Source organism: Solibacillus sp. FSL W7-1472 (genome assembly GCF_037969775.1).
In the GTDB taxonomy this organism is placed as follows: domain Bacteria; phylum Bacillota; class Bacilli; order Bacillales_A; family Planococcaceae; genus Solibacillus; species Solibacillus silvestris.
Genome location: NZ_CP150208.1, coordinates 1619550 through 1645081, shown reverse-complemented (window position 1 = coordinate 1645081; position 25532 = coordinate 1619550). Strand labels below are relative to the sequence as shown.

27 protein-coding genes and 1 pseudogene are annotated in these 25532 nt (G+C 37.6%); 10 read left to right on the top strand and 18 right to left on the bottom strand.

The features are described from left to right. Positions 1-4: 4 nt before the first annotated feature. Positions 5-1611, bottom strand: a pseudogene (locus tag MKY07_RS08010) (spore germination protein). Between the two features lie 315 nt (positions 1612-1926). Here MKY07_RS08010 and MKY07_RS08005 point away from each other — a divergent pair. From MKY07_RS08005 to MKY07_RS07990, 4 genes are all read left to right on the top strand, one after another. After that, on the top strand, positions 1927-2961 hold the full coding sequence (locus tag MKY07_RS08005) for an ABC transporter permease (RefSeq protein ID WP_008406664.1): 1035 nt from the start codon (positions 1927-1929) through the stop codon (positions 2959-2961). A gap of 1 nt (position 2962) precedes the next feature. Further along, positions 2963-3649: an ABC transporter ATP-binding protein gene (locus MKY07_RS08000; RefSeq protein ID WP_339264348.1), complete on the top strand. Its 687-nt coding sequence runs from the start codon at positions 2963-2965 to the stop codon at positions 3647-3649. Between the two features lie 114 nt (positions 3650-3763). Then, the gene (locus MKY07_RS07995; protein ID WP_339264347.1) at positions 3764-4444 is read left to right on the top strand and encodes a response regulator transcription factor; all 681 of its coding nucleotides are present in this window, start codon (positions 3764-3766) and stop codon (positions 4442-4444) included. Beyond that, on the top strand, positions 4441-5820 hold the full coding sequence (locus MKY07_RS07990) for a HAMP domain-containing sensor histidine kinase (RefSeq protein WP_008406658.1): 1380 nt from the start codon (positions 4441-4443) through the stop codon (positions 5818-5820). The genes MKY07_RS07995 and MKY07_RS07990 overlap by 4 nt, the downstream gene beginning before the upstream one ends. A gap of 214 nt (positions 5821-6034) precedes the next feature. On the opposite strand, the gene MKY07_RS07985 is transcribed toward MKY07_RS07990, so the two are convergent. The 6 genes from MKY07_RS07985 to MKY07_RS07960 form a co-directional block, all read right to left on the bottom strand. Further along, the gene (locus MKY07_RS07985) at positions 6035-7030 is read right to left on the bottom strand and encodes an NAD(P)/FAD-dependent oxidoreductase (RefSeq protein ID WP_339264346.1); all 996 of its coding nucleotides are present in this window, start codon (positions 7028-7030) and stop codon (positions 6035-6037) included. A gap of 256 nt (positions 7031-7286) precedes the next feature. Beyond that, complete coding sequence (locus tag MKY07_RS07980) at positions 7287-9680, bottom strand: heavy metal translocating P-type ATPase (RefSeq protein WP_339264345.1); 2394 nt, start codon at positions 9678-9680, stop codon at positions 7287-7289. Between the two features lie 92 nt (positions 9681-9772). Beyond that, the gene (copZ, locus tag MKY07_RS07975) at positions 9773-9982 is read right to left on the bottom strand and encodes a copper chaperone CopZ (protein WP_339264344.1); all 210 of its coding nucleotides are present in this window, start codon (positions 9980-9982) and stop codon (positions 9773-9775) included. Positions 9983-9995: 13 nt separating this feature from the next. After that, positions 9996-10322, bottom strand: coding sequence for a metal-sensitive transcriptional regulator (locus tag MKY07_RS07970; protein WP_008406650.1), 327 nt, complete (start codon positions 10320-10322; stop codon positions 9996-9998). Between the two features lie 100 nt (positions 10323-10422). Continuing rightward, complete coding sequence (locus MKY07_RS07965) at positions 10423-11211, bottom strand: class I SAM-dependent methyltransferase (RefSeq protein WP_339264343.1); 789 nt, start codon at positions 11209-11211, stop codon at positions 10423-10425. Next, entirely contained in the window at positions 11199-11633 is a 435-nt protein-coding gene (locus MKY07_RS07960) for a BrxA/BrxB family bacilliredoxin (RefSeq protein ID WP_008406646.1), read from the bottom strand. Before MKY07_RS07960 ends, MKY07_RS07965 begins: the two co-directional genes overlap by 13 nt. A 325-nt stretch (positions 11634-11958) precedes the next feature. Here MKY07_RS07960 and MKY07_RS07955 point away from each other — a divergent pair, with 325 nt between their 5' ends. Further along, positions 11959-12126 carry an aspartyl-phosphate phosphatase Spo0E family protein gene (locus tag MKY07_RS07955; RefSeq protein ID WP_008406644.1) on the top strand — a complete coding sequence of 56 codons (168 nt, stop codon included), beginning with the start codon at positions 11959-11961 and terminating at the stop codon, positions 12124-12126. 313 nt (positions 12127-12439) lie between these two features. Next, entirely contained in the window at positions 12440-13207 is a 768-nt protein-coding gene (locus tag MKY07_RS07950) for a TerC family protein (protein ID WP_339264341.1), read from the top strand. A 331-nt stretch (positions 13208-13538) separates the two neighbouring features. Here the strand turns inward: MKY07_RS07950 and MKY07_RS07945 are convergent, their stop codons facing one another. After that, positions 13539-13763 (bottom strand): transcriptional regulator, encoded by a 225-nt coding sequence (locus MKY07_RS07945; RefSeq protein WP_339264339.1) that lies wholly within the window; start codon positions 13761-13763, stop codon positions 13539-13541. Positions 13764-14001: 238 nt separating this feature from the next. Here MKY07_RS07945 and MKY07_RS07940 point away from each other — a divergent pair, with 238 nt between their 5' ends. Next, positions 14002-14535, top strand: a complete 534-nt coding sequence (locus MKY07_RS07940) for a GNAT family N-acetyltransferase (RefSeq protein ID WP_339264338.1) — start codon at positions 14002-14004, stop codon at positions 14533-14535. A gap of 256 nt (positions 14536-14791) precedes the next feature. Here MKY07_RS07940 and MKY07_RS07935 read toward each other — a convergent pair whose 3' ends face one another. The 10 genes from MKY07_RS07935 to MKY07_RS07890 all read right to left on the bottom strand — a co-directional run bounded on the left by MKY07_RS07935 (position 14792) and on the right by MKY07_RS07890 (position 22234). Further along, on the bottom strand, positions 14792-15211 hold the full coding sequence (locus tag MKY07_RS07935; RefSeq protein ID WP_339264337.1) for a flavoprotein: 420 nt from the start codon (positions 15209-15211) through the stop codon (positions 14792-14794). A 42-nt stretch (positions 15212-15253) separates the two neighbouring features. Beyond that, positions 15254-16072: a DUF2268 domain-containing putative Zn-dependent protease gene (locus MKY07_RS07930; RefSeq protein ID WP_339264336.1), complete on the bottom strand. Its 819-nt coding sequence runs from the start codon at positions 16070-16072 to the stop codon at positions 15254-15256. A 124-nt stretch (positions 16073-16196) separates the two neighbouring features. Continuing rightward, on the bottom strand, positions 16197-16376 hold the full coding sequence (locus MKY07_RS07925) for a hypothetical protein (protein WP_008406635.1): 180 nt from the start codon (positions 16374-16376) through the stop codon (positions 16197-16199). Positions 16377-16567: 191 nt separating this feature from the next. Then, complete coding sequence (locus tag MKY07_RS07920; protein ID WP_065217060.1) at positions 16568-16876, bottom strand: monooxygenase; 309 nt, start codon at positions 16874-16876, stop codon at positions 16568-16570. 72 nt (positions 16877-16948) lie between these two features. Then, positions 16949-18889, bottom strand: coding sequence for a translation factor GTPase family protein (locus MKY07_RS07915; RefSeq protein WP_339264334.1), 1941 nt, complete (start codon positions 18887-18889; stop codon positions 16949-16951). A gap of 46 nt (positions 18890-18935) precedes the next feature. Further along, on the bottom strand, positions 18936-19277 hold the full coding sequence (locus MKY07_RS07910) for a hypothetical protein (RefSeq protein ID WP_339264333.1): 342 nt from the start codon (positions 19275-19277) through the stop codon (positions 18936-18938). Between the two features lie 150 nt (positions 19278-19427). Next, positions 19428-19649 carry a hypothetical protein gene (locus MKY07_RS07905; protein ID WP_008406630.1) on the bottom strand — a complete coding sequence of 74 codons (222 nt, stop codon included), beginning with the start codon at positions 19647-19649 and terminating at the stop codon, positions 19428-19430. Between the two features lie 194 nt (positions 19650-19843). Next, a complete protein-coding gene (locus MKY07_RS07900) occupies positions 19844-20749 on the bottom strand; it encodes a cation diffusion facilitator family transporter (protein WP_014824115.1) in 906 nt (301 codons plus the stop codon). A 177-nt stretch (positions 20750-20926) separates the two neighbouring features. Beyond that, positions 20927-21661 carry a metallophosphoesterase family protein gene (locus tag MKY07_RS07895; RefSeq protein ID WP_014824116.1) on the bottom strand — a complete coding sequence of 245 codons (735 nt, stop codon included), beginning with the start codon at positions 21659-21661 and terminating at the stop codon, positions 20927-20929. A gap of 36 nt (positions 21662-21697) precedes the next feature. Continuing rightward, positions 21698-22234 (bottom strand): histidine phosphatase family protein, encoded by a 537-nt coding sequence (locus tag MKY07_RS07890; RefSeq protein WP_014824117.1) that lies wholly within the window; start codon positions 22232-22234, stop codon positions 21698-21700. Positions 22235-22561: 327 nt separating this feature from the next. On the opposite strand from MKY07_RS07890, the gene MKY07_RS07885 reads away from it, so the two are divergent. From MKY07_RS07885 to MKY07_RS07875, 3 genes are all read left to right on the top strand, one after another. Beyond that, positions 22562-23905, top strand: coding sequence for a sigma-54-dependent Fis family transcriptional regulator (locus tag MKY07_RS07885; protein WP_008406624.1), 1344 nt, complete (start codon positions 22562-22564; stop codon positions 23903-23905). A gap of 241 nt (positions 23906-24146) precedes the next feature. Then, complete coding sequence (locus MKY07_RS07880; RefSeq protein WP_339264332.1) at positions 24147-24833, top strand: CoA transferase subunit A; 687 nt, start codon at positions 24147-24149, stop codon at positions 24831-24833. A 19-nt stretch (positions 24834-24852) separates the two neighbouring features. Then, complete coding sequence (locus tag MKY07_RS07875) at positions 24853-25512, top strand: 3-oxoacid CoA-transferase subunit B (RefSeq protein WP_339264331.1); 660 nt, start codon at positions 24853-24855, stop codon at positions 25510-25512. The last annotated feature ends 20 nt before the right edge of the window (positions 25513-25532 follow it).

Genomic DNA, 25532 nt, shown 5'->3' with positions numbered 1-25532 from the left:
CCTCTCATTCCTTATTTTTTGGAGGTGCTGGCTTTGCAGAGGATGGATTTTGTTGCCTAACTCTATTTTTTTGACTGATTAGATGGGGTCGAGTCAACAAGCTCCAGAGCGGAAATACAATAAACGTATCCTTTTGATCGGAAACATTAAATGGTGCAACCGGTGACATATAAGGTATCCCAAACGAGCGTAAACTGCATAAATGTAAAATTAGAGCGATTAATCCAATAGTAATTCCATAGAGACCAAATGATGCTGCTAAAGCCATAAATGCAAAGCGGAGTATCCTTGTAGCAATCGCCATATCGTAAGAAGGTGAAACAAAACTGGATATAGCCGTAATTGAAACGATGATTACCATCATGGCTGAAATTATTCCTGCTTCCACAGCCGCTGTACCTATAACAAATGCCCCAACAATGGACATTGCGGAACCAATCGCACGAGGCATCCTAACACCAGCTTCGCGTAATATTTCAAACGTTATTTCCATTATTAGTGCCTCAACAAATGCCGGAAACGGAACACCTTCTCGCTGAGCTGCAAGACTGATAAGGAGTGCAGGTGGTAGCATCGTTTGATGAAACGTCGTGATTGCAATAAATAATGCAGGTGCCAGCAATGTAATTGTAAATGATAAAAAACGCAGGAGCCGAACAAGACTCCCTATAAGCGTCCGAACATAGTAGTCTTCCGGAGATTGAAAAAACTGTATGAATAATGCTGGAACAATCAGCACAAAGGGTGTTCCATCTACAATGATCGCTATGCGCCCCTCGAGTAGTGCTGCGGCTACTACATCCGGTCTTTCTGTATTAAAGACAGTAGGAAAAGGTGTATATGGCGTATCCTGAATTAATTCCTCGATATTTCCGCTTTCCAGAATTCCATCAATTATTATTCGATCCAAACGTAAATTAACTTCTTTTACTATTTCGTCATTTGCAATACCGTTGATATAGGCTATAGCAACATTTGTTTTCGTTCGTGTACCAATCTTTTTTGACTCAATCAAAAGTTCGGATCTTTTATTTTCCTGCGGATCAGCGCAGTATTGACACGTAAATTTTCGGTAAAACCTTCACGCGGACCCCTAACTACTGTCTGGGCCACTGGTTCCGTTACCCCACGCTCGACCCATTGCCTGTTGGAAATAGTTAAGCCTTGATCATAGCCATCGATTAAAATAATCGTATCCCCTGACAATAGATTCGTAAACAGAACATCAAAGTCTCCTATTTCTTTAATATCTCCTACTGTCATGGCGACATCTTTTAATACGCTGATAAGATTTTTCTGAGGGAGAGTCTTTCCCAGTAATTCAATCTCCTTTATATCCAGCATCAGCGTTTCAAGTATAAAGTTTTGTAAAGAAGTTGTATCGGTTAATCCGTCCGTATATATAATACCTGCTTTTATCGTTTCTTCTTTACCAAGTAGAATTTCACGGATGACAATATCCGAACTGGTTCCAAGAGCATCTTTTATAAATTGTAAGTTTTGTTGAAGATTTGTTTTTATCAGATTATTTTCAATGTCAACCACTTCCTGAATCTGAGTAGCGGGAGAGGAACTAACTTCACGAAATTTTTCCTTTTTCTTAAACCACATCGTATCCCTCTCCTCTTCTTCATTCAACCATTTATATTATTTATTAGTAATTTATGGTATATAAATAATTTAAGTCTATGTTAGAGTATGAACGATTTGGTTAATTTTTATACGAATAATACAACCGGCAAGGGGCTTATAAAACGAAGCCAAAGGAAGTTATTTCTGCAAATTTAAACATCTCGAGCCTAATAACTGCTGACCTTCCATTTAAAAACAGTTTAAATGAACCCGAAATGTAATTTACTGTTCATCCCCCGTTCATATTCAATTTATAAACTATGGATGTAAAGAACAGATCGGAGGAAAGTAAAAATGAATATTGCGTGGAAAGAAATCAAGAAAAATAAAGTGAGATTTTTAATTTTAGGTTCCATTATTTTTCTCGTTAGTTTATTAACATTTATAATATCTGGTTTAGCAAATGGATTATCACAAGACAATGCTTCTTTAATTCAAGATCTACCAGATGGTCAATTTTATATGAATAAAGATGGAGACGAAACTTATAATCTGTCAAAAATAGATAGTAGTATACAGGATAAAATAATAAACAACGAAAAAGATGCTGTGGCATTTTCAATTCAAATGGGTTTCTTAACGAACAAAACTGACAAACAACAGAGTGTAGCCTTTGTTACATCCACTGATTCAGAACTATTTGAGAAGGTGGAAGATGGGGAGATTATTTTAGATCGCTCAATGGAGGACAAAGGGATAAAGGTTGGAGATACGTTAACGAATAATCAATTCAGTGGCGAATTTAAAGTAAAGGGTTTTGTCGACCAAAAGAAATTCAGTCATGCCCCGGTTGCATTTATAAACACTAAGAATTTCCAGGAAATGTATCGGGTTATGGAAATGCAACTGATATTTATACCGGGAGGAGATTCTTCACAACAATTCGCAGGCTTGCAATCCTTTACGAACAAGGATTTTCTCAATACCATTCCAAGCTATAATGCAGAACAGATGTCATTAAATATGATTGTTTGGTTTTTAGTTGTAATTAGCGGAATGTTATTTGCCATCTTTTTTTACATGATGAATATTCAAAAAGTCGGTTTATATGGGATTTTAAAGGCAATCGGTATGAAAACAAGCAAGCTGTTCAAAATCATGTGGTCACAAATGCTCTTTATAACGGTCGTTTCGCTTATATTGTCCATTTCTTTCAGCCAAGTATTTAATATGATTGCACCTGAGGGAATGCCTTTTCATTTAACATTTGAAAAAACCGCCCAATTATCTATAGTTTTCCTGCTAATCGGTTTTATCGGAGCTACACTCTCTGGAATACAAATCAAAAAAATCGAACCATTACATGCGATACAACAAGGAGAGGCTTAATATGACAATATTCACACTAGAAGATGTTAGGAAAACATTTGTTACTGGTGAAGTAGAGGAAGAAATACTAAAAGGAATCAATCTTACGTTTAAAGAAGGAGAGGTAACTGCATTAGTAGGTGCATCAGGTTCTGGTAAAAGTACGCTCCTTACTATAGCTGCAGGATTACAACCTGTATCTGATGGGCAAGTTATATTCGACGGAAATAATATGACTGCCATGAGTTCTGAACAAGTTCGAAAAATTCGGGCTAGCAAATTTGGCTTTGTCTTTCAATTTGCTCATCTTGTTCCTTTTCTCACAGTTGAAGAGCAGTTAATGTTAATGCTGGATGTTTCTGAATCAAACTTAAGCAAACAGGAAAAACAGGCAGAAGTTAATAACATTCTACAACTAGTTGAAATGAATCATAGGAAGCATGCTTACCCCTCTTCCTTATCGGGGGGAGAAAAACAACGGATCGCCATTGCCCGAGCAATCATCCATAAACCGAAAGTTCTCTTTGCAGATGAACCAACTGCCAGTCTTGATTCAAGGAAGTCCAGAGATGTTATGCTGTTAATTCAAGATTTAACTAAAACGTTGAATATCGCTACATTAATGGTTACCCATGATGAGGAATTGCTTTTATATGTAGACCATGTGATTAAAATGAGTGATGGAATGGTTTTGCAAAGTGAAAAGTAGATTCTAATAGATGAATTATGTGACAGAACATAAATGAACAGCCTGGACGTATATGGCTGTTCATTTGTTAGTTCATTAAATAGACGAAATTTCTATAAAACAGGAGAAAATAGAATGACAACAATTTTAATTGTAGATGACGATATCAATATATTACAGCTTGTAAACATCCACTTGTCCGAAGCAGGTTTCAAAGTTTTCCAAGCAAAAGACGGGACTGAAGCATTAGGGATTCTTAATCGAGAAGTATGTGATTTAGCAGTAGTGGATGTAATGATGCCTTTTATGGATGGTTATGCCCTAACAAGGGTGATTCGAAAAAAATACGATATTCCCGTTATCCTTTTAACTGCCAAAAATCAAATTGAAGATAAAGAAATAGGATATAAATCTGGTACGGATGATTATCTAGTCAAGCCGTTTGAACCAAAAGAATTAAATTTTAGAATTGAAGCCTTACTGCGTCGATACGATAAGCAATCCGATGAATCGATTATTCGTTTAGGAAGTACAACTATTAATAAAAAAAGCTATGAGGTTCAGCTTGGTGACCGGACGATTCTCTTACCCTTAAAGGAATTCGAACTCCTGTATTTCCTTGCTTTAAACCCTATGCAAGTATTTTCTCGTGATCACCTAATCGAACATATATGGGGTGTGGATTACGAAGGAGATGAACGGACAGTAGATGTTCATGTCAAACGATTAAGAGAACGTTTTTCTAATTTGACAGACGATTTTCATATTAAGACAGTGCGTGGGGTTGGCTATTCATTGGAGGCAATCAGAAGATGAGATCTCTTTATGTGAAGTTTGTTGTGTTCACGATTGGAATTATGATTTTTAGTGGAATATTAGCTTTTTTAATCTCGAATATGTATTATCAGCAAAAATTAAAACCATTTAATGACCAGAAAAACACAACAATTGCATTAAACATTGCTGAATTTACCGGGAACCAACCTGATTTAGATCTAAAAGATTATTTTGAAAACATTTCGTCAATTGGTTATCAAATTTTCCTCGTTGACAATTCCGGTAATGAATTTTATTTTGGTGCACCCTTTAGGGAAAAGACATTGTCTCATTCCACCAAAGAACAAGTAATAAACGGTGATATTTTTCATGGGATTCTAAATTTTCCACAGGAGACATTTGTCACAGGATTTTTTGCAAACGAATTGAAAAATACGATTGGTGTTCCATTGACACATAACGGGAAAAAGTATGCGCTTTTCATTAGACCGGATATTAAGCTACTGTTTAACGAAATGCATATTTTATTCGGATGGCTGCTGGCTTTGGCGATTATGCTGAGTATCATAATGGTCATTTTTATAACTAAATATTTAGTTCATCCAATCTCAAAACTTACATCTGCAACAAAATCACTCTCAAACGGAAATTACAATGTCGATCTTGATACTACCCGTCATGATGAATTAGGTGAACTTTCACTTAGTTTTTTACGGATGGCCAGTAAACTGGAGCAGATGGATGAAATGAGGAAAGAGTTTATTTCGAATATCTCTCATGATATCCAGTCACCTTTATCTAATATAAAAGGATATGCAAACCTTTTGAAAAGCGAATCCATGAGTCCGGAAGATAAAAGCAATTATATTTCGATCATCAACGGAGAGATTAAAAGACTGTCTACATTAACAAGACAGTTATTACTTCTTGCTTCGTTAGACCGAGATGAGGATATTATGAAAAGAAAGTCAGTTAATATCGGAAAACAAATTAAGGAACTTATACGGAGCAATCAGTGGCAAATTGGAGAAAAAGGTATTACGCTCGGATTCACATTACCGGATGTAGAAATTACTGGGGATCCGTCCTTACTTAATGCGGTCTGGGACAATCTGTTAACCAATGCCATCAAATATAATAAACCGAATGGCATTATTGAAATATCCATTAAAGAACAAGGAAAATCGGTGTTGGTATTCTTTGAAGATTCGGGTATAGGTTTGAATGATAAAGAGAAAGAAAGAATTTTTGACCGCTTTTATCGAGTAGATACTGCACGGTCGCGTTCAGTAGATGGAACAGGACTGGGACTTTCAATAGTTGCTGCTATCGTTACATTACATGGTGGAATCATTCATGTGAATAGTATTGAAAACCAAGGAACGAGCTTTGTCGTAGAATTGCCTGTCAGGTAGTAACAGTAAAAATAGATTGTATCAGACAACTACAATTGCCAAGTGGCAGAAAAAAAACGGCTGGCTTGAGCCCGGCGAAATACCACTTTCAATCCAACCGATTAACTGTCTAATCAAAACTCAAAATTAAAGGGCTCACTATCAATTCATATGCGAATTTGATAGTGAGCCCGCTTCCCTGATATACATTCCAATCATACCGGATTAATGAATATTATTTATTGAAAAGGTCGGTGCTGTGCGGTACATGCTTTTTTGCTGACGGATCAATAAACAACCGTGCCGCACTAATGGCAACCGGCGCTTCACCGAAACCAGTTGCAATCAACTTCACTTTTCCATCGTAAGTTGATACATCACCAACAGCATAGATTCCCTTGATATTTGTTTCCATTTTAGAGTTTACAATAATGGAATTTTTCTCGATTTCTAATCCCCACTCCTTGATTGGACCTAATGACGATTTAAATCCATAGTTCACAATTATGTCATCAACCTCAAGTGTTTCTTTATCCCCTTCTGCATTCCGGATGATAATTTGTTTAATGCCGTTTTCATCGCCAAACAACTCATCCGGCATATAAGGTGTTTTGATCGCCACATTTGATTTGAACAGATTTTCAACACTGTACTCATGTGCTCGGAATTGATCTCGTCTATGAACAATTGTAACTTTGTCAGCAATAGGTTCAAGCATAAGCGACCAGTCAATAGCTGAGTCTCCTCCGCCGAAAATAACTACATTCTTTCCCTTAAAATCATTTATATCGCTGATGAAATAATGAAGATTTTTGCCCTCAAAGTATTCTGCTCCTTCAACTTCCAACTGTCTTGGCTGGAATGCGCCAAGACCTGCTGTAATAATGATTGTTTTTGAATAATGGATTTCTTCTTTCGTTGTCAGCTTAAATGTTCCGTCATCCAACTTTTTAATCGTTTCAACACTTTGACCAGTTACTACTGTTTGGTCAAACGCTGACATTTGTTCTTTCAGATTATTGACAAGTTCCTGCGCCCGCACCTTCGGAAATCCTGCGATATCATAAATATATTTATCAGGATAAAGTGCAGCAAGCTGCCCACCTAATTGTGGAAGACTTTCAATCAGTTTAACTTCAAGCTGGCGCATGCCGCCGTAGAATGCCGTAAACATCCCCGCCGGACCTCCACCGATAATCGTGACATCATATACCTTTGAATCTTCCTTCATATTGATGGCTCCTATCATTATTGGTTTATTTCTAATAAAGATGGATTGATTAAAGTCAATTATTTTCAACTCCATTTTACACTTCGATTGTAAGTTTCCACTATAATTATTTTCAAAACCTATACTGTGTATTTATGTTGGTATATTCTTATTAAATTTAAACTTCAAAATGGATCGTCATTCCCTCAATTATCCTGTAAATCTTCTTAGTCCTTTTATGAATGACTAGCCTTCTTTATTCAGAAAGTCGGTATTTTTACAATTTTACACGCTGCAGTCTCAATGCATTCAACACAACCGAAACGGAACTGAATGCCATTGCTGCGCCTGCTACCCAAGGTGCGAGGAAACCGAGTGCAGCGATCGGAATACCGATGACATTGTAGGCAAACGCCCAAAACAGGTTTTGTTTAATATTCGTCATCGTTTTACGGCTCATTAAAATCGCATCGGCAATACTGTTCAAATCTCCGCGAATCAATGTAATATCAGCCGCCTCCATCGCAACATCCGTTCCAGTGCCGATTGCCATCCCAATATCAGCTACCGCAAGGGCCGGTGCGTCATTGATCCCGTCACCAACCATCGCAACATTTCGTCCCTGTTGTTTCAAGTTTTCAATTTGCTGTGCCTTTTGTTCCGGCAGCACTTCAGCAATGACTTCATCAATACCCACTTCTGCTGCAATCGCTTTTGCCGTTCGTTCATTATCACCTGTAAGCATAATCACTTTCAGACCAAGTGCATGCAGACGTCTTACCGCTTCAGCAGATGTTTCTTTTACCGTATCTGCAACGGCAATAATTGCAGCGAATTGGTTGTTAATTGCTACTAGCATCGCCGTTTTCCCTTGCTGTTCCAATGAAATCAATTGCTGTTCGATCGGTTCTTCAATACTAATTTGTCGATCCCGCATCAGTTTTCTCGTACCTACAGCTACTTCTACATTATCCACTTGTGCTTCAATACCAAGCCCTGGTAGTGCCTGGAAGCTTGAAACAGCCGATAGCTTAATCCCGCGCTCTAATACACCTTCAACAATTGCTTCTGCCAATGGATGCTCAGACTGTTTTTCTGCAGAAGCAACAATGCGCAGGACATTATTTTCTTCTAAATCACTGAACAATACAACATCTGTCAAAACCGGTTTCCCGTTTGTAACCGTTCCTGTTTTATCGACAACGACAGTATCGACAAAACCAGTCTGTTCAAGATGTTCCCCGCCTTTAAATAAAATACCAAACTGTGCCGCACGTCCTGAACCCGCCATAATCGACGTTGGTGTCGCCAAGCCAAGCGCACATGGGCATGCGATGACAAGTACTGCAATTGTCGCCTCAAATGCCTGAATGAATTCTCCTCCGATCAGCCACCACAACATGAACGTCACAACGGCAATTCCTACTACTATCGGTACAAATATATTAGAAATCTTATCGGCAAGACGCTGAATCGGTGCTTTGGAACCTTGTGCCGACTCGACGATTTTAATGATTTGCGACAATGCTGTTTCACTGCCAACCTTTAATGCCTTCATTTCCAGTGCACCATTTTTATTCAGTGTTGCACCATAAACGAAATCGCCTATATTTTTTTCTACCGGCAGACTTTCGCCTGTCAGCATCGATTCATCCACCGCAGAAGTTCCGGAAACGACTTCCCCATCGACTGGAATCTTTTCACCCGGCTTGACGCGGACAATATCATTGATGCGCACTTCTTCAAGTGGTACCGCCTGTTCAACGCCATCACGGATCACAAGCGCTGATTTCGCCTGCATGCCCATCAATTGTTTGATCGCCTGCGAAGACTTGCCTTTTGCACGTGCTTCAAACAGTTTCCCTAATAAAATCAACGTAATCAGCACCGCGCTCGTTTCAAAATACAAGTGTGGCATATGACCGCTCGGATGAGCGAGCATTTGATAAATACTGTAAAAATAGGCCGCACTCGTTCCCATCACAACGAGCACATCCATGTTTGCCGCACCGCTGCGTAATGATTTGTATGCACCTACGTAAAACTGCCACCCAATAATAAATTGAACGGGTGTTGCTAATGCGAGCTGTACCCAAGGATTCATGAGTATATCAGGCATGTATAAAAAACTCGTAAACGAAAAATGTGCAACCATCGTCCATAACAAAGGCAATGATAAAATGGCCGCCGCGGTAAATTTAATTGTTTGCCGGTGGATCGCCTTTTCTCTATGATCAACCGGATCGCCCTCAACGACTGGCTGTGCACCATAACCGATCTTTTCAATCCGTGCAATAATATCGGACATCGATACTTGAGAAGGATTAAATTCTATCGTCGCTTTTTCCAATGCCAAGTTCACATTCGCCGAAGCAATCCCGTCCATTTTCCCGAGTACCTTTTCGATTCTTGCCGAACACGCCGCACACGTCATTCCATCGATTGTAAAGTCGACTTTCTCTTTTACGACATCATAACCGAGCGCTTGGATCTTTTGCTCAATATCCTGTGCTTTGATGACCGTTTCATCATATTGAATCGCTGCTTTTTCAACCGCTAAATTGACATTCGCCGATTCGACCCCTTCCATCTTGTTCAGGCCTTTTTCAATTCTTGCCGAACATGCCGCACACGTCATACCTGTTACTTGCAATGTCAGTTCTTTAGTCATGTTCTCACCTCTTTATACCTCAAGGGGGTATGGAATTTTGTAAAAAGAGAGGTTCTCTAAATTAGAGAACCTAAATCATTTGTAAACCTCAATCATTCAACAACGTCATAACCTTGTTCATCAATTGTTTCTTTGATCTGCTCAACAGTAACGGCATCTGCGTTATATGCAACCGATACTTTTTTCTCAGCAAGATCCACTTTTACTTCCTGCACACCAGCTAAAGCGCCAACACTAGTTTCTACAGATTTCACACAATGACCGCAAGACATACCATTCACATTTAACATTACATTTACCATACTCGAACACTCCTTATTTTTTCATCATTTTTTGAATAGTTACGACAAGCTCGTCCAATACTTCAGTATCGCCTTCATTTAGACGATCCACGACACAGCCTTTTAAATGACCTTCCAGCAAGATCTTCGCGACACTATTTAATGCCGATTGCGTTGCGGATAATTGTGTAATCACATCATCACAATACACATCTTTATCAATCATGCCTTTGATTCCGCGAATTTGCCCCTCGATTCGATTTAATCTTGTCGTTAAATCTTTTTTTATCGGTTCAGGATGATGACTTTTACGACAGCTCACTTCATGAGTTTCCAATAATCCATCATTTTCATGAATCATTCAATCAATCCCCCTTACTTAATTTTACATTACCATACCTATAAGGGGTATGTAAAGCGTTAAGAAAAACGCTGAAGTCCTTGTAAAAAGAACTTCAACGCTATTTTATTTCGTACACACCATAATGAAACTTGGCTGTTAACCGCACATCACGCTGAAACTGGTACTTTTCAAACCAGTCCGATTTATAATGGGCCTTTAACACCACCCGGCTTTTCGCAACACGCTTTGCTTCAGCCACCCATTCATCAGTTAACGTTAAGTGCTTTCCGGCATAACGCAACGCTTCAAAATTTGTCGATTCTTCAATGATTTCCTCGAACATCGGGTCCATGTAGACAACATCAAAGCTGTCATCTTCTTGCTTCTTTAAATAGTCTAGAGCAGTAGTATGAACAACTTGGATATTTCGCATGCATGCAGTTAACGGAAGTTCTGTCGTGTCATAATTTTGCATCCCAGTTTTCACAATAAATGCGACATTTTGGTCCGCTTCCAAACCAGTTACTTTCCCTTTCTCGCCAACTGCAAAGGTCGCCAATAAACTATCGGCCCCGATGCCAAGAGTGCAATCCAAAAACGTATCCCCTTTTCGAAGTGCACAAGCAGTAAGCAATGGATCATCTTCACCGCGAGCCACACGCTTCAAACGAAAAGCGGCAGAGTTTGGATGAAAAAAGAAAGGCGCCTCAGCACCTTTCGCATAGTATTCGAAACGGTTTTTTCCCGCAACAACGACATTAGCATCGTACACTTCGGAAAGCTTACGAACCGAACGTTTTTGGCGCGGAATAATTTTTGCCTGCAGCACCTGACTTGCGAATTCAGCTAATTGAAGTGATTGCTCGTCCGGTCTACCTGCAGTAGTGACAATTGTTACTCGGCACATACTTGTTTTAACACATCTGATAAATGATCACGAATTTGTTCCATTGGGTGACCTTCGATTTGATCACGTGGAATGAAATAAGCTAATTGACCATCTTTTAAAACTGCCATTGATGGTGAGCTTGGCGGAACTTCATCAAAGTATCCGCGCATTGCTGCAGTCGCTTCAGGATCTTGACCGGCAAATACGGTTACTAGCTGATCTGGTTTCACATCTGCAACTGCTTCACGGGCAGCCGGACGTGCCAAACCTGCAGCACAACCGCAAACAGAATTGATTACAACTAAAGCTGTTCCTTTAGTTTCAGCCATAAATTCATGGACGCTATCTGCCGTTGTTAGTTGTGTAAAGCCTGCGCTTTCAAGTTCCGTACGCATTGGCTGTGTTACCTGACGCATGTATTCATCATAAGCATTTGTCATTTTTCATAACCTCTTTCTGTTTATATGTATTCACAACGCTCATTATATCAAGGTTATTAGCAGTTGTACAAAAATTGGATTTCTGGGATTTGCGAATTTTATCCTTCCCGATGTCTCTCTTTAAAATTCATACATTTTAAGTTTAGTCAAATATATAGCTTTCTATTTAAACATTAATTTTTTGTTTTTTACAAATTATTGAATTCTCCATTTTTAGCATGTTTCGACATTTATCTTGTTTAAAATAAGATAGGATTAAACAGTTGTCATTTTATATTAACAAAAGTTTAAAAACTACCAACTATTATTGAAAGGAAATTTATCGATGAAATTTTTACTATTAAAAAAGGTACTAAAATTAAGAATTGAGACAAAAAGAAAAATTATGTACAAAAAAGCAAGGGATTTAGGTTTCACTCACCCGGAAGTCGTCAATTGTAGTCAGGAATTGGATGAATTGCTTAATAAGTATTCGGATATTGCCACCTTATAAAAGAAGGATTACATAATGCTTCACTTCGAATTATTAACTGGACATAGCTCATTGACTGCCAATGGGCTATGTGCCTGTGTGTATTATATGATCCACGTTTTTATTCATAATAACCCTTTTTATTCCCCCTTTAAAATATGAAAATTCCTTTCCCTAAAAATCCTTATAGTGAACTAACATATTTCCAGCATTCATAAAATGGACATTTACTAGGTTTGATAGAGACATATTTAATTTTAAAGAGGTTATACTCTACGTAAATGGGAATATAATTTTTGTTAGCATTAATTTAGTGAAGTTAGGGGGAATGTAATTGGATATCTCTTTATTACTAGAGTATGGTTGGGTATTATTATTGTTAATTGGCTTAGAAGGTTTGCTTGCAGCAGACAATGCCCTAGTCTTAGCAATTATGGTTAAACATTTACCTGAAAAAGAAAGACGAAAGGCACTATTTTTTGGTCTTGCAGGTGCTTTCATTTTCCGGTTCGCTTCTTTATTTATTATAACGTTTCTAGTAGATGTATGGCAGGTTCAGGCTATTGGTGCCCTATACCTATTATTTATAGCAATAAATCACATTGTCAGGAAACTCTATTTTAAAAATAAAGGACCAAAAAAGGAAAAAGAACAGAAAAAATCTGGATTTTGGGGTACGGTTATAAAAGTCGAGTTGGCAGATATTGCATTTGCGGTTGATTCGATATTAGCAGCAGTAGCTCTTGCAATGACACTTCCAAATACAAATTTACCGCAGATTGGTGGCTTAGATGGCGGAAAATTCCTCGTTATATTTGCAGGCGGATTAATCGGGTTAATCATCATGAGGTTTGCTGCAAACTTTTTCGTGAAACTTCTTGAATCCAAACCAGGACTCGAAATTGCGGCATTTGTAATAGTGGGATGGGTAGGTGTCAAGCTTGCAGTATTAACTTTAAGTCATCCTGATGTTGGTGTCATTTCTTATGAGTTTGCCCACTCCCTCGAGTGGAAACTGATATTTTATGGAGTGTTAATCGCTATTGCACTAGCTGGATGGTTTTTATCCAATCGCAAAACAACAAAAATCTCAATAGAATAATTTTAACTGAAAATAAGTGGTCCCATTGCTTAAGCCGATCACTAATAAAAAATAACCCTCCACCAATTCAGTGGAGGGTTTTATTCATTTTGACTTTTCATTATTTAAGGTTTCCTTTCTGATAAGGTACATGCTCTTTAATTTGCCCAATCGTGGTCTATTTTTCACATTGGTGTCAAAGATTTTTTCTGCCTCCATTCTATTAGAAACTTTCTGCATCAATTTTAACCACCTCCCTATCTTTATTCTACCATAAATAGTCAGAATATTACACACAATCATCACTTAAAAGATAAGATTTTCCCTTTTTCGATAAAATACCTCCTAGATATTAAGCCTCTAACCCTCGTATTTTTTTATTTACCGGATGTACCGCTAAAATATTATCTATAATAAAATTTCGTTTTGCATGTCGTGTAAAACAATAGGCTAGCGCATAGTCACCAGAGATTTTTATTAATTTAATTCGCCGTTTCGTTATTTTCCGGTCTTTGGCCAAGTACATAATATCCAAAATCTGATGTTGCCGCATTGCTTTTGTTAATTGATCTTTCATTAATCGCACCTCACTCATAACTACATTATAGAACAAATGTTCCCTTTTAACAATTATTAAAATTACCCATTAAGAGCGAACTCGATGCCATTAACAAAATAAATAAAAACAGCTTACTTTAAGTGATTTTTTTTGCTCTAAATTAATCAAGCATGTCGAAACATTCATTGTTATAACAAAGCGTTCTCCATTATGTTAAAATAGTAAAATTGGAACATAAGAAAGCAGAGGTCCACCGATGAATATTTATCCCTATGAAAAAAAATATGCTGTGCAAATCGCTGCACTGCTCAATGATTTTTTACCATTTGAACCGGAAACGGCCAATACCGTCGATCAGGCTGGCGGCATTCGTTATGTATCCATTAATGAGCATAATGAAGTTGTCGGATATATTGCGGGTTATGAAATACAGGATTTCAACAAGGAATTCCCTTATTTCCATGAAGAGCTGCAATTGTTAAAGGAACAGGTCACAACAGGCATCAGTTATTATACAAGTCATTTTGTCGTCCATCCGAACGAACGAAAAAAAGGGATTGGAACTAATCTTGTGCGTACTTATCTTGAAGCAGCACAGCCGATTGCAAAAACAATTGTAACGGTTGGCTGGGTACAATCTGATACAAATCGTTGGGCAGCTGAGCGACAGTTTACGACGCAGGGATTCGAACCATTCGTTTATATGCCACGCTATTTCGAGCCCTATAACGTCGATTGCCCAAGCTGCAAAGGACTTTGTTATTGCGATGCACATATTTTTGTAAAATAAAAGCTGACTTCAGTACCTAATAGTCCATTTTCATAAAAAAGAACACAAAATGGATTATCAACGATCAGTTTATACAAGATTTCATGCAAAAAATCCATGACACAGTGTCCCCAATGTACGTTCAAACCGTTGTCCGTATTGATTTACAATGTACCTATATTAAAAGCAGAAACGTTGATTAATCAAAGTTCCTGCTTTTTTTGTGTATTCAAACATTTTTGAATGTGATTTTGTATACTGTATTAATTCTTTAAGACTAAAGTACCTGGTTGTTGAAAAACACATCGTTTAAACTTATCCCTGCTTCAATATAACTTCTTACTAATTTCCAATCACCTTGGTTATATTTTTTAAACGTTTGAAAGAATAAATTTGCTGTTTTTAAACTCTCTCCTTGAATAACCATAGTAGCGGATAAAATAGCCATCGTTTCATCCTTTCTTAAAGGAAGAATTGAAACTACTCTTATATTCCATTGAGCATTATTCTCTTTAGCGAAATTAAAACCCTGTTCCCATCCATTTAAGGATTCTACATAACCAAAGTCAACTATATCTCCGCCTGTAATTTCTCTGGCTTCATAAGATTGTGAAATTAATTCTTTCAAGTCCACTAAAGATGAATTTCTCCAAGCATCTAAATAAGTGTCCAAAAATATAGAAAATGAATTGTCCATAGAAGTCTCCTAAAAATTTAATTGGAATTATGTTCTAACATATTATTTAATGATATGTAGGTTATAAGTTAGAATAAGTGCTTCCGAATCGATTTCAAACAGTTGCTCTAATTGATCAATAGGATAACGTTTTGCATAATCTTTTACCGCATTGTAGGCAAAAGCATATCCCGCCATGTAAGGGATTTGTTGTTTCACGCTACCGAAACATAGAGGTCCTTTCACAGCATCATCATTTGTATTTAAAAATCTTTTTGCTTCCGCAATATAGCGTTCCTCAATGTCCAGTGAAAAGCTTTCTTTCCACCAACGTTTATCTTCGAAAAATTGTAAGCTGAAATATTCAGCTGTCCCCTCCATTTTATACCATTCTTTTAATGGGAAATTGTCGATTGTTAAGTCATAAATTGGATTTTTGGGTGCTGAATGATGCAGTTCGTGTGCAAGTAAATAGCATAAAAACGATCTGTCTGGATTGGGCGGAATAGCCATCCATATACTTTGACTACTATTTGTAAATCCATTTGTCCAAAAAGATCGTTCTAAATTCGAAAACCAAGGAAAAGGAAGGGCAGGCACAATTGTAATTTGTAAATCCTTATCTAATTCAATATGTTTTTCTACAATCATTAAGGTTTCATTTATAACTTGTGCAATTATTTTTTCATTCCAACTATACGAAAGCATCTCTTCAGCTGACAGGTCTAAGAATTTAAAAAGTTGAAAACGTGATGCAACATCTCGCCAATTGTTCATCCAGCTATTTGACGTAAGGTTTGGGTGAATTATATTATTTAAATACATATCAGCATGGTGCTGATTTTCCAATAACAATTGAGGTGTTAATTGTACGATTTTCATATATGCTGCTCCTTTTTCTGTAATCTTCTCTAATTCTATAACAATTTAATTTTCCCTTTTTTTATAATTTGGATTACTTTAAGAACGCTCCCAAACCCTCGTCTAAGAACTATCTTATATAAAGTTAAGTATTTTTAGATGCATCTATTCGGCTAGAACCGAAAACAGCGCAAGAAAAAATAAAAATGCCTGTACACACCCACATCGTGATTCCATTCCATTCACCATTTAACAAAGTTATATTTGTTAATATACAAAATTGCATTAAACAAATTGAAATAAATAAAATTGTAGTATGCTTCATCGATATGCCTCCCCATTAGTTTTACAAAAGTCCCTAACCTCGTTTTTTAAATTTAATATTAAATTGTTGATATACCAAAAAAGAGAGGCACAATTCATTTACGAAATGCGTCTCTTCCTGTACTGTACTGTTACTTACTGTTTTCTCCACAATATTAAACCCGTTATCTGTCGGTAATTTAGATCACCTAATTATGCATATACCGGACCATTGTTAATCTTAGTTAGCGACTCGTTCACCGAGAAAATTTTACTGTTGATCGCTCTAATACCAAAGCCATTTAGTCGTTTTGAATGCATTTCCAAATAAGCATCAGCTGTTTCTTTTGTTTCAAATAAATAAATACCACCAGCTTCACCTGCTTCCGCATCCTCTGTCCAAATTTTCCAAAGCATGCCTTTTTCCTCATTTATGCTCTCCGCTAATTCTTTAAAACCAACTGCCATTTCATCACCGAAAGGGCCATCCATTTTGAAATCTACTTGTAAAATATATGTCATTATAAGTGCCTCCTTTTTAAGTTCCTTACTGCTTACTTCTTTTATTGTTCTGCAAAGTCCTTCTTTCATGCGTCAATCAATTTCGTGCACTTCACAATGCATCGCTGCTTTTGCCTCACCCCATGGCACACTGTAACCCTTACCCTTTGCACAAAAAATGCTAGATGATGTATATTCAGGGTCAGCATTTTTATTGTAGCCAATTTGTTCTATAATCTCATCACTGTTATGGCATACATCATAGCCGTCAAATTGCAGCGTTAACGCACCTTTTCCATTTGTATAGGCTGCAAATTGAGTGGAATAATCCATAAAAGTTGCTACAGGTGCCCGTCCGTAAAGTGTAACAGTGTCTTCTGTTAAATTCGGTGCTTCGAATGATCCACTTGCCTGCTGGATATCCGACATCATCCGGCCAATATGATCACTTGACGCTTTCATTTTAAAACGGTAATACGGCTCCAATAGTACATTTTCAACTTGTTCCAGCCCTTGTCGCAATGCTCTAAACGAAGCTTCCCGGAAATCGCCGCCATCTGTATGCTTATTGTGTGCACGCCCTGTCAGCAACGTCAAATGAATATCGGTTACCGGAAATCCTGTTAGTAACCCATGATGATCGCGTTCAAATAGATGCTTTTCTATTAACCGCTGATGCCCGACAGATAAGTCGTCGGCATGACAACGGTTCGAGAATGTGATGCCGGCACCACGATTGTTCGGTTCCATTTTCAGATGCACTTCCGCATAATGCTTTAACGGTTCAAAATGGCCATAGCCGATAGCAGGTGCTGCAATTGTTTCTTTATAAAGAATTTGCGGTTTGCCAAATTGGACCTCGATTCCAAAGCGCTCTTTTACCAATTCCGTTAATACCTCAAGCTGGATTGTTCCCATGACATGAACGGAGATTTCCTGGAATTTCTCGTTCCACACGACACGTAAGCTCGGTTCCTCTGCTTCGATTTCACGGAAAACACGATGAAGTTCTTTAATATGTAACGCACCTTCATATATCACTTTCGCCTGCAATGTCGGAATCATATCAAATTGTGCAGGATTAGTTTCCGTTGCCCCAATCACATCACCGATAAGCGGCGTTGCCAGTCCCTTCACCGCAAAAATATCGCCAGCCTGCACTTGTGGAACAGTCGTAAAACCGTTGCCATTGTATAGACGAATTTCCGTAACTTTTTCAGTTGTTTCACCAAAAGTAAATTCATCACGTACCTTGAGAACACCCGATAAAGCTTTCATAAATGTCAGACGTTGCTGATAATCATGGCGAATTTTATATACCTTTCCTTCAAATGGGCCATTCACGTCAATCTTTGTTTCCATCAGTTGTGCAATCGTTTCAAAAAAGGCCAGTACCCCTTCATCTTTTAAAGCTGAGCCTGACATACAAACAAATGCTTGTTCATGGTTGATTGCTTGTTTCAGGCTCTCTAAACAGTCATTCTCCTCTAGATTATCGGCAAAATATTTTTCCATCAGCTGTTCGTCACGTTCCGCAAGCCACTCTTTTACGGTTGTGTTGAACCCATCATTGAACAATAATGCATTTGGGGATAAGTCTTTTTTTATCGCAGACATGACCGATGCAACATCTGCTCCTTCCCGGTCTACTTTATTAATGAAGATAAAAGTCGGAACATGATGCTCCCGCAGCAAATGCCAAACCGTTTCTGTATGTCCCTCGATTCCGTCGACCGCACTGATAATGACAATGGCCGCATCCATTACATGGATCGCACGTTCCATTTCCGGTGCGAAATCGATATGCCCTGGTGTATCGATCAGCGTATACGCTTGACCGTTATAGTCAATACGCCCCTGCTCTGCAAAAATCGTAATCCCGCGCTGCCGTTCAATGGCATGATTATCTAAAAAAGCATCTTGGTGATCCACCCGCCCGCGCTTCTTGATCGAATTTGTATGATATAGCAATTGTTCGCAAAATGTCGTTTTACCAGAATCGACATGAGCGACAACTCCGATTGTAGTATGCAATAGTATTCCTCTTTCTTTTTTTATGGATTTATGAACCTATGTACGGTTATTTCTGTGAAAGAAAATATTCTTTAATTTCCTTCGGCAGTTCTTCAATATTAATAATTTCCCATTTTGTTGTACCGGGAGTAGACTGAATTAAAAAACTCTTCTCATCAAACTCCAGTATTGTAAACTGCTTTACCATATTTGGGCTAAATTCATCTTGTATGTACTCAACACTATCGGCATCGAAATTATTTTCATCCATAAAAAGCGATTCCGGATTTTCTGCATTTCTTAATGTTTGCATGAGCTCCAATGAATTGGAGGGATTAGTCAGCAGCCACTCGATCATCGGAATTGAGACAATGAATACTACTGCAATGATTGAAAATACTTTTTTCATATAATAACCTCCAATGAAATAATTGCCCGTAAGTACTTACATTTTAACAGAAGATGGAGTATTTTGATTCATTCACAGAAATAGCCATTCTCATTTTGAGAGGTGCATCTATTCACCGTTAATGAGGGTATAATAAAAAGCCACTTGAAATTAAGTGACTTCATCCATTACAAAAGCATACACTTCTATGTTTTTATCAGCCTCTATCGTAATTCCGAATACAGTAATTGCACCATCACTTACCTCAACGTCCATAAGTTTGTTCGTCATTTTTTCGAAGATATTTGGATTCATTTTAATTTTATTTACCTTCTTACCTTGTATAGTCAGATAATCCAGACCTTCACGAATTTGACCTAATAAAACGTCCAACTATTTTCCTCCTAGTAGATAATATTTGTTCTTCATATCATGCCTCAACTAACGAAAAATATTGCATAAGAAAAAGCCACAACTCGTAATGAGTGTGACTAAATTGAAACGTTAATTGCAAATTGAGTTCAGCTCTATAACTACCTGTCAATTTCCTGAAGTATACTGAGTAAAGCTTTTATAGGACTTATCCATTAGAAATGGAAATCATCTTCACATATAATCAGCTCTTTCGGGTCGTACGGTTCGATATGGACAAGTGTTGTTGCATAAGGGTTCAACTGCTTCACTTCATTTTCAATCTGCTCCGTAATGGCATGTGAATCACGTACATTTAAATTAGGATTAACACTTACCGTAATATCGACAAGAATTAAGTTTCCGTGCTGTCTGCCGCGCACATCGGTAACGTCACGGACACGCGGAATTTTCGAAACGCGCTCTTCAATCGAACTGATTAATTCCGTATCAAAACCGTCTGTTAACGAGAACACTGCTTCTTTAAAAATTTCAATCGCTGTTTTAATAATAATTAAACCGATGATAAAGGCGGTTATCGTATCGACAATTGGAAAGCCTAGAAGCGCAGCACTAATCCCGATAGCTGTTCCGATACTAACAAAGGCATCAGAGCGATTGTCATAAGCTGCTGCTTTAACTGCAGAACTGTTAATTCTTTTAGATAGGTTTAAATTATATTTATATACCGCAAACATGACGGCCGCACTAAATACGGCAACAATAATTGTTAAATAGGAAGGATTCTGATCGATCGGATTGGCAATTTTTTCACCTGCTGATATAAGGACTTCGATCCCGACATAAATCATAATAAATGATGCGACAAGTGATGCGATCGTTTCTGCACGAAAATGTCCGTATCGATGGTCATCATCCGGCGGGCGCTGGGAAATTCGCAGCCCGATTAAAACGGCTACCGAAGCAATAATATCCGTTGTATTGTTTAATCCATCTGCCTTTAATGCTTCTGAATCCCCTAAATAGCCTGCTGCTAACTTAAGCGCACTTAAAAATATGTAGGCAATAATTGATAAATAGGCACCTTTTTCGCCCGCTCGTAAATTTGTATATTGCTCCAAAATGTTTCCTCCCTGAAAAACTTCTTTAAACACGAAAGAGGCTACCCCGCACAAAATCGAACGGGATAACCTCTTTTATATTGTTAATAATAGTATACCAAAAAATCAGGGTAAAACATACATCCAAGAAATAATATTATTTAAATATAACTTTTTACCCAATCATAACGACACTTGTCAATCATTGAAGTTTTCGGCTTTTTCAGAAGTAACGGTATATATGCGAACAATTTTCCCAACTTCCGACAGAACGATGCCATTCAATTGTCCTGTAAAATAACACCCTCCGTCTATTCCAATAAATTTTTGGTCTTCACTAATCCAAACATCATTGGAATCATGAATATGTTGTACTGGCGTATGTCCAAAAACATTGATAAATGGCGTTTTATTCTCATTTTTATAATGCTGGCGAATCCACAGGAAATTTTCTTCCGGCGTTTCATCAACTGCCGCACAACTCGAATCAAATCCTGCATGCGTCAACAAAAGGTTCCCTGCAATTTCATATAATTTGCCACGATTTAGAAAATCCAATTCCTCCGCAAACTTCTCTTTCACGATCTGTACTTGGTCAATCGGGTCAAGTTCGCTTACTTCTACCGGTAAGTACCTTAAAAATGAAGCCATTGTTTCCCGACCGCCGTATTTATAATAAAAAGCGTGTTTTTGCCCGGGGTTTTCGATAAAATCCAATAGCATTTCTTCATGATTCCCTTTACAGAAAACAACCTGTTCCCCGTATTGCCGCTTCAGATCCATTACCTTTTGTACAACCTCATAAGACTGAGGACCCCGGTCGATCAAATCCCCAAGCAGAACAAGGACATCCTTTTGATCCCAAAACGTTAATATTTGTTCAAATGCTTTATACTGACCATGGATATCACTAATAATAAAATAATTTTTCATCTTGCACCTGCTTTTCTACAACCTATTTTACACAACTTACCGCCATATACGATTTCCAACTGGATGTTCTTTGCTAAAATCCATTTCAAAGACATCCGGATTCGACAGTTGCTTCCATTCCTCGAATCCAAAATGCGGTTGATAATAATTGAGTAGTAATGACATGATATTGCCATGTGTAACGATTGCCACTGACTTGTAATTTCTTTGTTTTAATTCTTCCACCAATTCATTAATACGTTTTGTCGCTTCATTACTTGATTCCCCGCCAGTAAAATTTAACTTCTTATCAATATAGGTTTGCTGTAACTTTTCATACCAATCGGGAAGATCTTCACTGCTTAAAACCCTTTCCTTTAGACGGTCATCTAATTTAAGTGGAATGTTGTTTTGTAGAATGAAAGGTTGTATTGTATGAACTGCCCTCGTAAATGGACTTGAAATGACTAGCTCTATATTTAAGCCAGATAAAAACTTTGCTAAACGCCCGCTTACTTCACTCCCAGCCAACGTTAAGCATGCATTTGGTGCTTGCCCATTGGCTTCACAATGGCGAATTATATATAATTTCACAACTTAAATCTCCTTAAAATAAAATTTATAGCGATTTGATGCCTGTCTCGAATTGAATCGACTCTTTTTTAAAACATGTTTCCAGATTATTTATTCATTCAACATTACTTTTAGTCATTCCTCATGACAATTTAGTCAATTTCTAACACGAAAGCTTCGCTATTAGTAAGCCAGTTGCCAAAATCCAAAACAATATTTCATAAAATATCAGATAATTATTAAGCTTAAGTATATAAGTTTCTTCTTAACCACTACTCTATCTATAGCCTCTGACTCTTTTACAGTATAAACTAGTATGTAAAATATTAGAAGAATGGAGGCAGGAAAATGGAAGATTGGATAAAAAATTTACCAGGTCCTGCAATAAAGCAAATTTTGGAGACTGCCTTTCCCTGGTTTGTAGTCGTAGACAGAAATGCAAAAATTATTTACCTTAACGAAGGTTATTGTAATTTTCTCGAAGTAAAACGTGAAGATGCGATCGGTAAGCATGTAGCAGATGTCATTGAAAATAGTGAGATGCACCTCGTCATAGAAAAAGGGACACCTGATATTGCAGCCCCTCAATATATTAAAGGTACCTATATGCTTGCCAATCGTGTCCCAATTGTGATTGATGGGGAAATTATTGGCGCTTTCGGAAGTGTAACCTTCCGGGATTTAAATGACTGGAAAAAACTAAGTTCTCATGTTCGAAAGACTTTAGACCAAATTGAAACAAATATGAAACAATACCGCGAATCATTTTATAGCTTGTCAGATATTAAAGGAACCTCCAACTCTATGCGAAAAATAAAAGAAACGATCACCATGATTGCTCCGACAAAACTGCCTGTTTTAATCGAGGGTGAAACAGGTACAGGAAAAGAAATGTTTGCCCAGAGTATTCATAGATTATCCGATCAGGTGGATCATCCTTTCGTAAAGATTAATTGTTCCACTATACCAAAAGAGTTGCTGGAAGGAGAATTGTTTGGAAAATGGGATTCGGCTGAACAGCGAATTAAATCAGGAGGAATTCAGAGAGCACAAGGCGGAACTCTTTTTATTGAAGAGATTAGTGAACTCCCAACAACCTTACAGGCAAAGCTGTTAAAGGTCATGCAGGATGAAAAAGTTCAACCAGCCGGCACTGATGAAGTAATTCCAGTTGATGTTCGCATAATCGTAGGTTCAAATTTATCACTTGCTGGGCTAGTAAAAGAAAAGCAATTTCGTGAAGATTTATTTTATCTTATTCAGGCGATTACATTGCAAATTCCCCCTCTTCGCGATCGGATTGAGGATCTTCCTGAATTAATACAAACTTTTATGCACAAATTCAGTTCCGAAGTGAGTCGCCAAGATTTTAAGCTTAGTCGAAAAGCTTGGTTGTTGCTTCAACAATATAACTGGCCGGGAAATGTTCGAGAACTCAAAAATGTGTTAAAAGCAATTATTCAGTTATCAAATGGTGAGCAAATTACTGAAGATGCATTACCAATCTATATTCGACGACAAAAACCGGATTATACTCGAATTAATGGAACTTTGGAAGAAATCCTTTTTCAAGTAGAAGAGCAGATTTTACAAGAATATCTAGAAAATGAGAAGGACAAAATGCGGATTGCCGAGAAGTTGGGCATTAGCCGTTCAACACTTTATGAAAAAATAAAAAAACACAACTTATGACCTAAATTCCGAGATTTTGGATTAAATTCCGAAATATCGGATTTTTTAATTTCACATTAATCCACTTTTTAAAATTCCCTATAATAATTGAGTCCGATTTTCCGGAATACAACCACCTTAAATTCTGTCACAGTTCTGTCACACGATATTGTACACGCCGAAATATTCTGCTTTAATACAATTAAATATGCTTTTAAAGCAATATTTTAACGAAAACTATTTTTCTATTGGAGGTAAAAACATGAAACGCATTTTCTCTTCTGCAGAAGAGGCAGTCAGTCAAATTCAAGATGGCACAACTCTCATGGTTGGTGGTTTCGGATTGGTTGGTATTCCTGAACAGCTTATCCTTGCACTTGAAGAAAAAGGAGTAAAAGATTTAACGGTAATTTCGAATAATTGCGGTATAGACGATTGGGGATTAGGACTTTTATTGCGGAAGAAGCAAATCAAAAAGATCATTGCATCTTATGTAGGTGAAAATAAAGAGTTTGAACGCCAAGTACTTTCCGGTGAAATCGAAGTGGAGCTGACTCCCCAAGGTACACTTGCTGAACGAATCCGTGCAGGAGGTGCTGGTATTCCAGCCTTCTATACACCAGCTGGAGTAGGGACAATCACTTCAGAAGGAAAAGAAATTCGAAATTTCAATGGAAAGGAGTATGTTTTAGAGACAGCATTAAATGCTGATTTTTCTATAATTCGCGCTGCTCAAGCTGACCATTTAGGCAATCTGATTTATAACAAAACCGCTCAAAATTTCAATCCTATCATGGCTGCAGCTGGAAAAGTTACGATTGCAGAAGTTGAGGAAATTGTGGAAACAGGTGTATTAGATCCAAATATGATTCAAACGCCGAGTATCTATGTCCAAGGTATCCTTCAGGCAAAACAAGAAAAGAAAATAGAAAGATTAACAGTACGTTAATAAGAAAGGAGTATTCTAAATGACTTTATCTAATAGGGAACGAATTGCCATTCGGGCTGAAAAAGAAATTGAACACGGTAACTATGTCAATTTAGGAATCGGGATGCCTACATTAGTCGCAAATTATATATCTCCAGAAAAAACCGTCATCTTGCAATCCGAAAATGGTTTGCTTGGAATCGGACCGTATCCGACAAAAGAAGAAGTTGATCCAGATTTAATCAATGCCGGAAAAGAGACAATCACAACAATACCTGGCTCCTCTTTTTTCACAAGTGCAGAATCATTTGCAATGATCCGCGGCGGACATATTGATGTTGCCATTTTGGGTGGAATGGAAGTCTCCGAAAAAGGCGATTTAGCCAACTGGATGATTCCGGGAAAAATGATTAAAGGTATGGGTGGTGCGATGGATTTAGTACATGGTGCAAAAAAAATTATTGTCATAATGGATCATGTCTCGAAAGACGGTTCACCAAAAATAAAAAAAGAATGTTCTTTACCTTTAACAGGCAAAGGCGTAGTCAATAAAATTATTACGGAAAGAGCCCTGATTGAAGTAACATCACGTGGTTTAGAACTGAAAGAAGTATTTGAAGGATATTCACTTGAGGATGTAATTCAATCAACGGAAGCAAATTTAATTGTTGAGAATGTAAAAGAGAGCGTTTCTATTTAACTGTTTTCCTGCCAGATAAA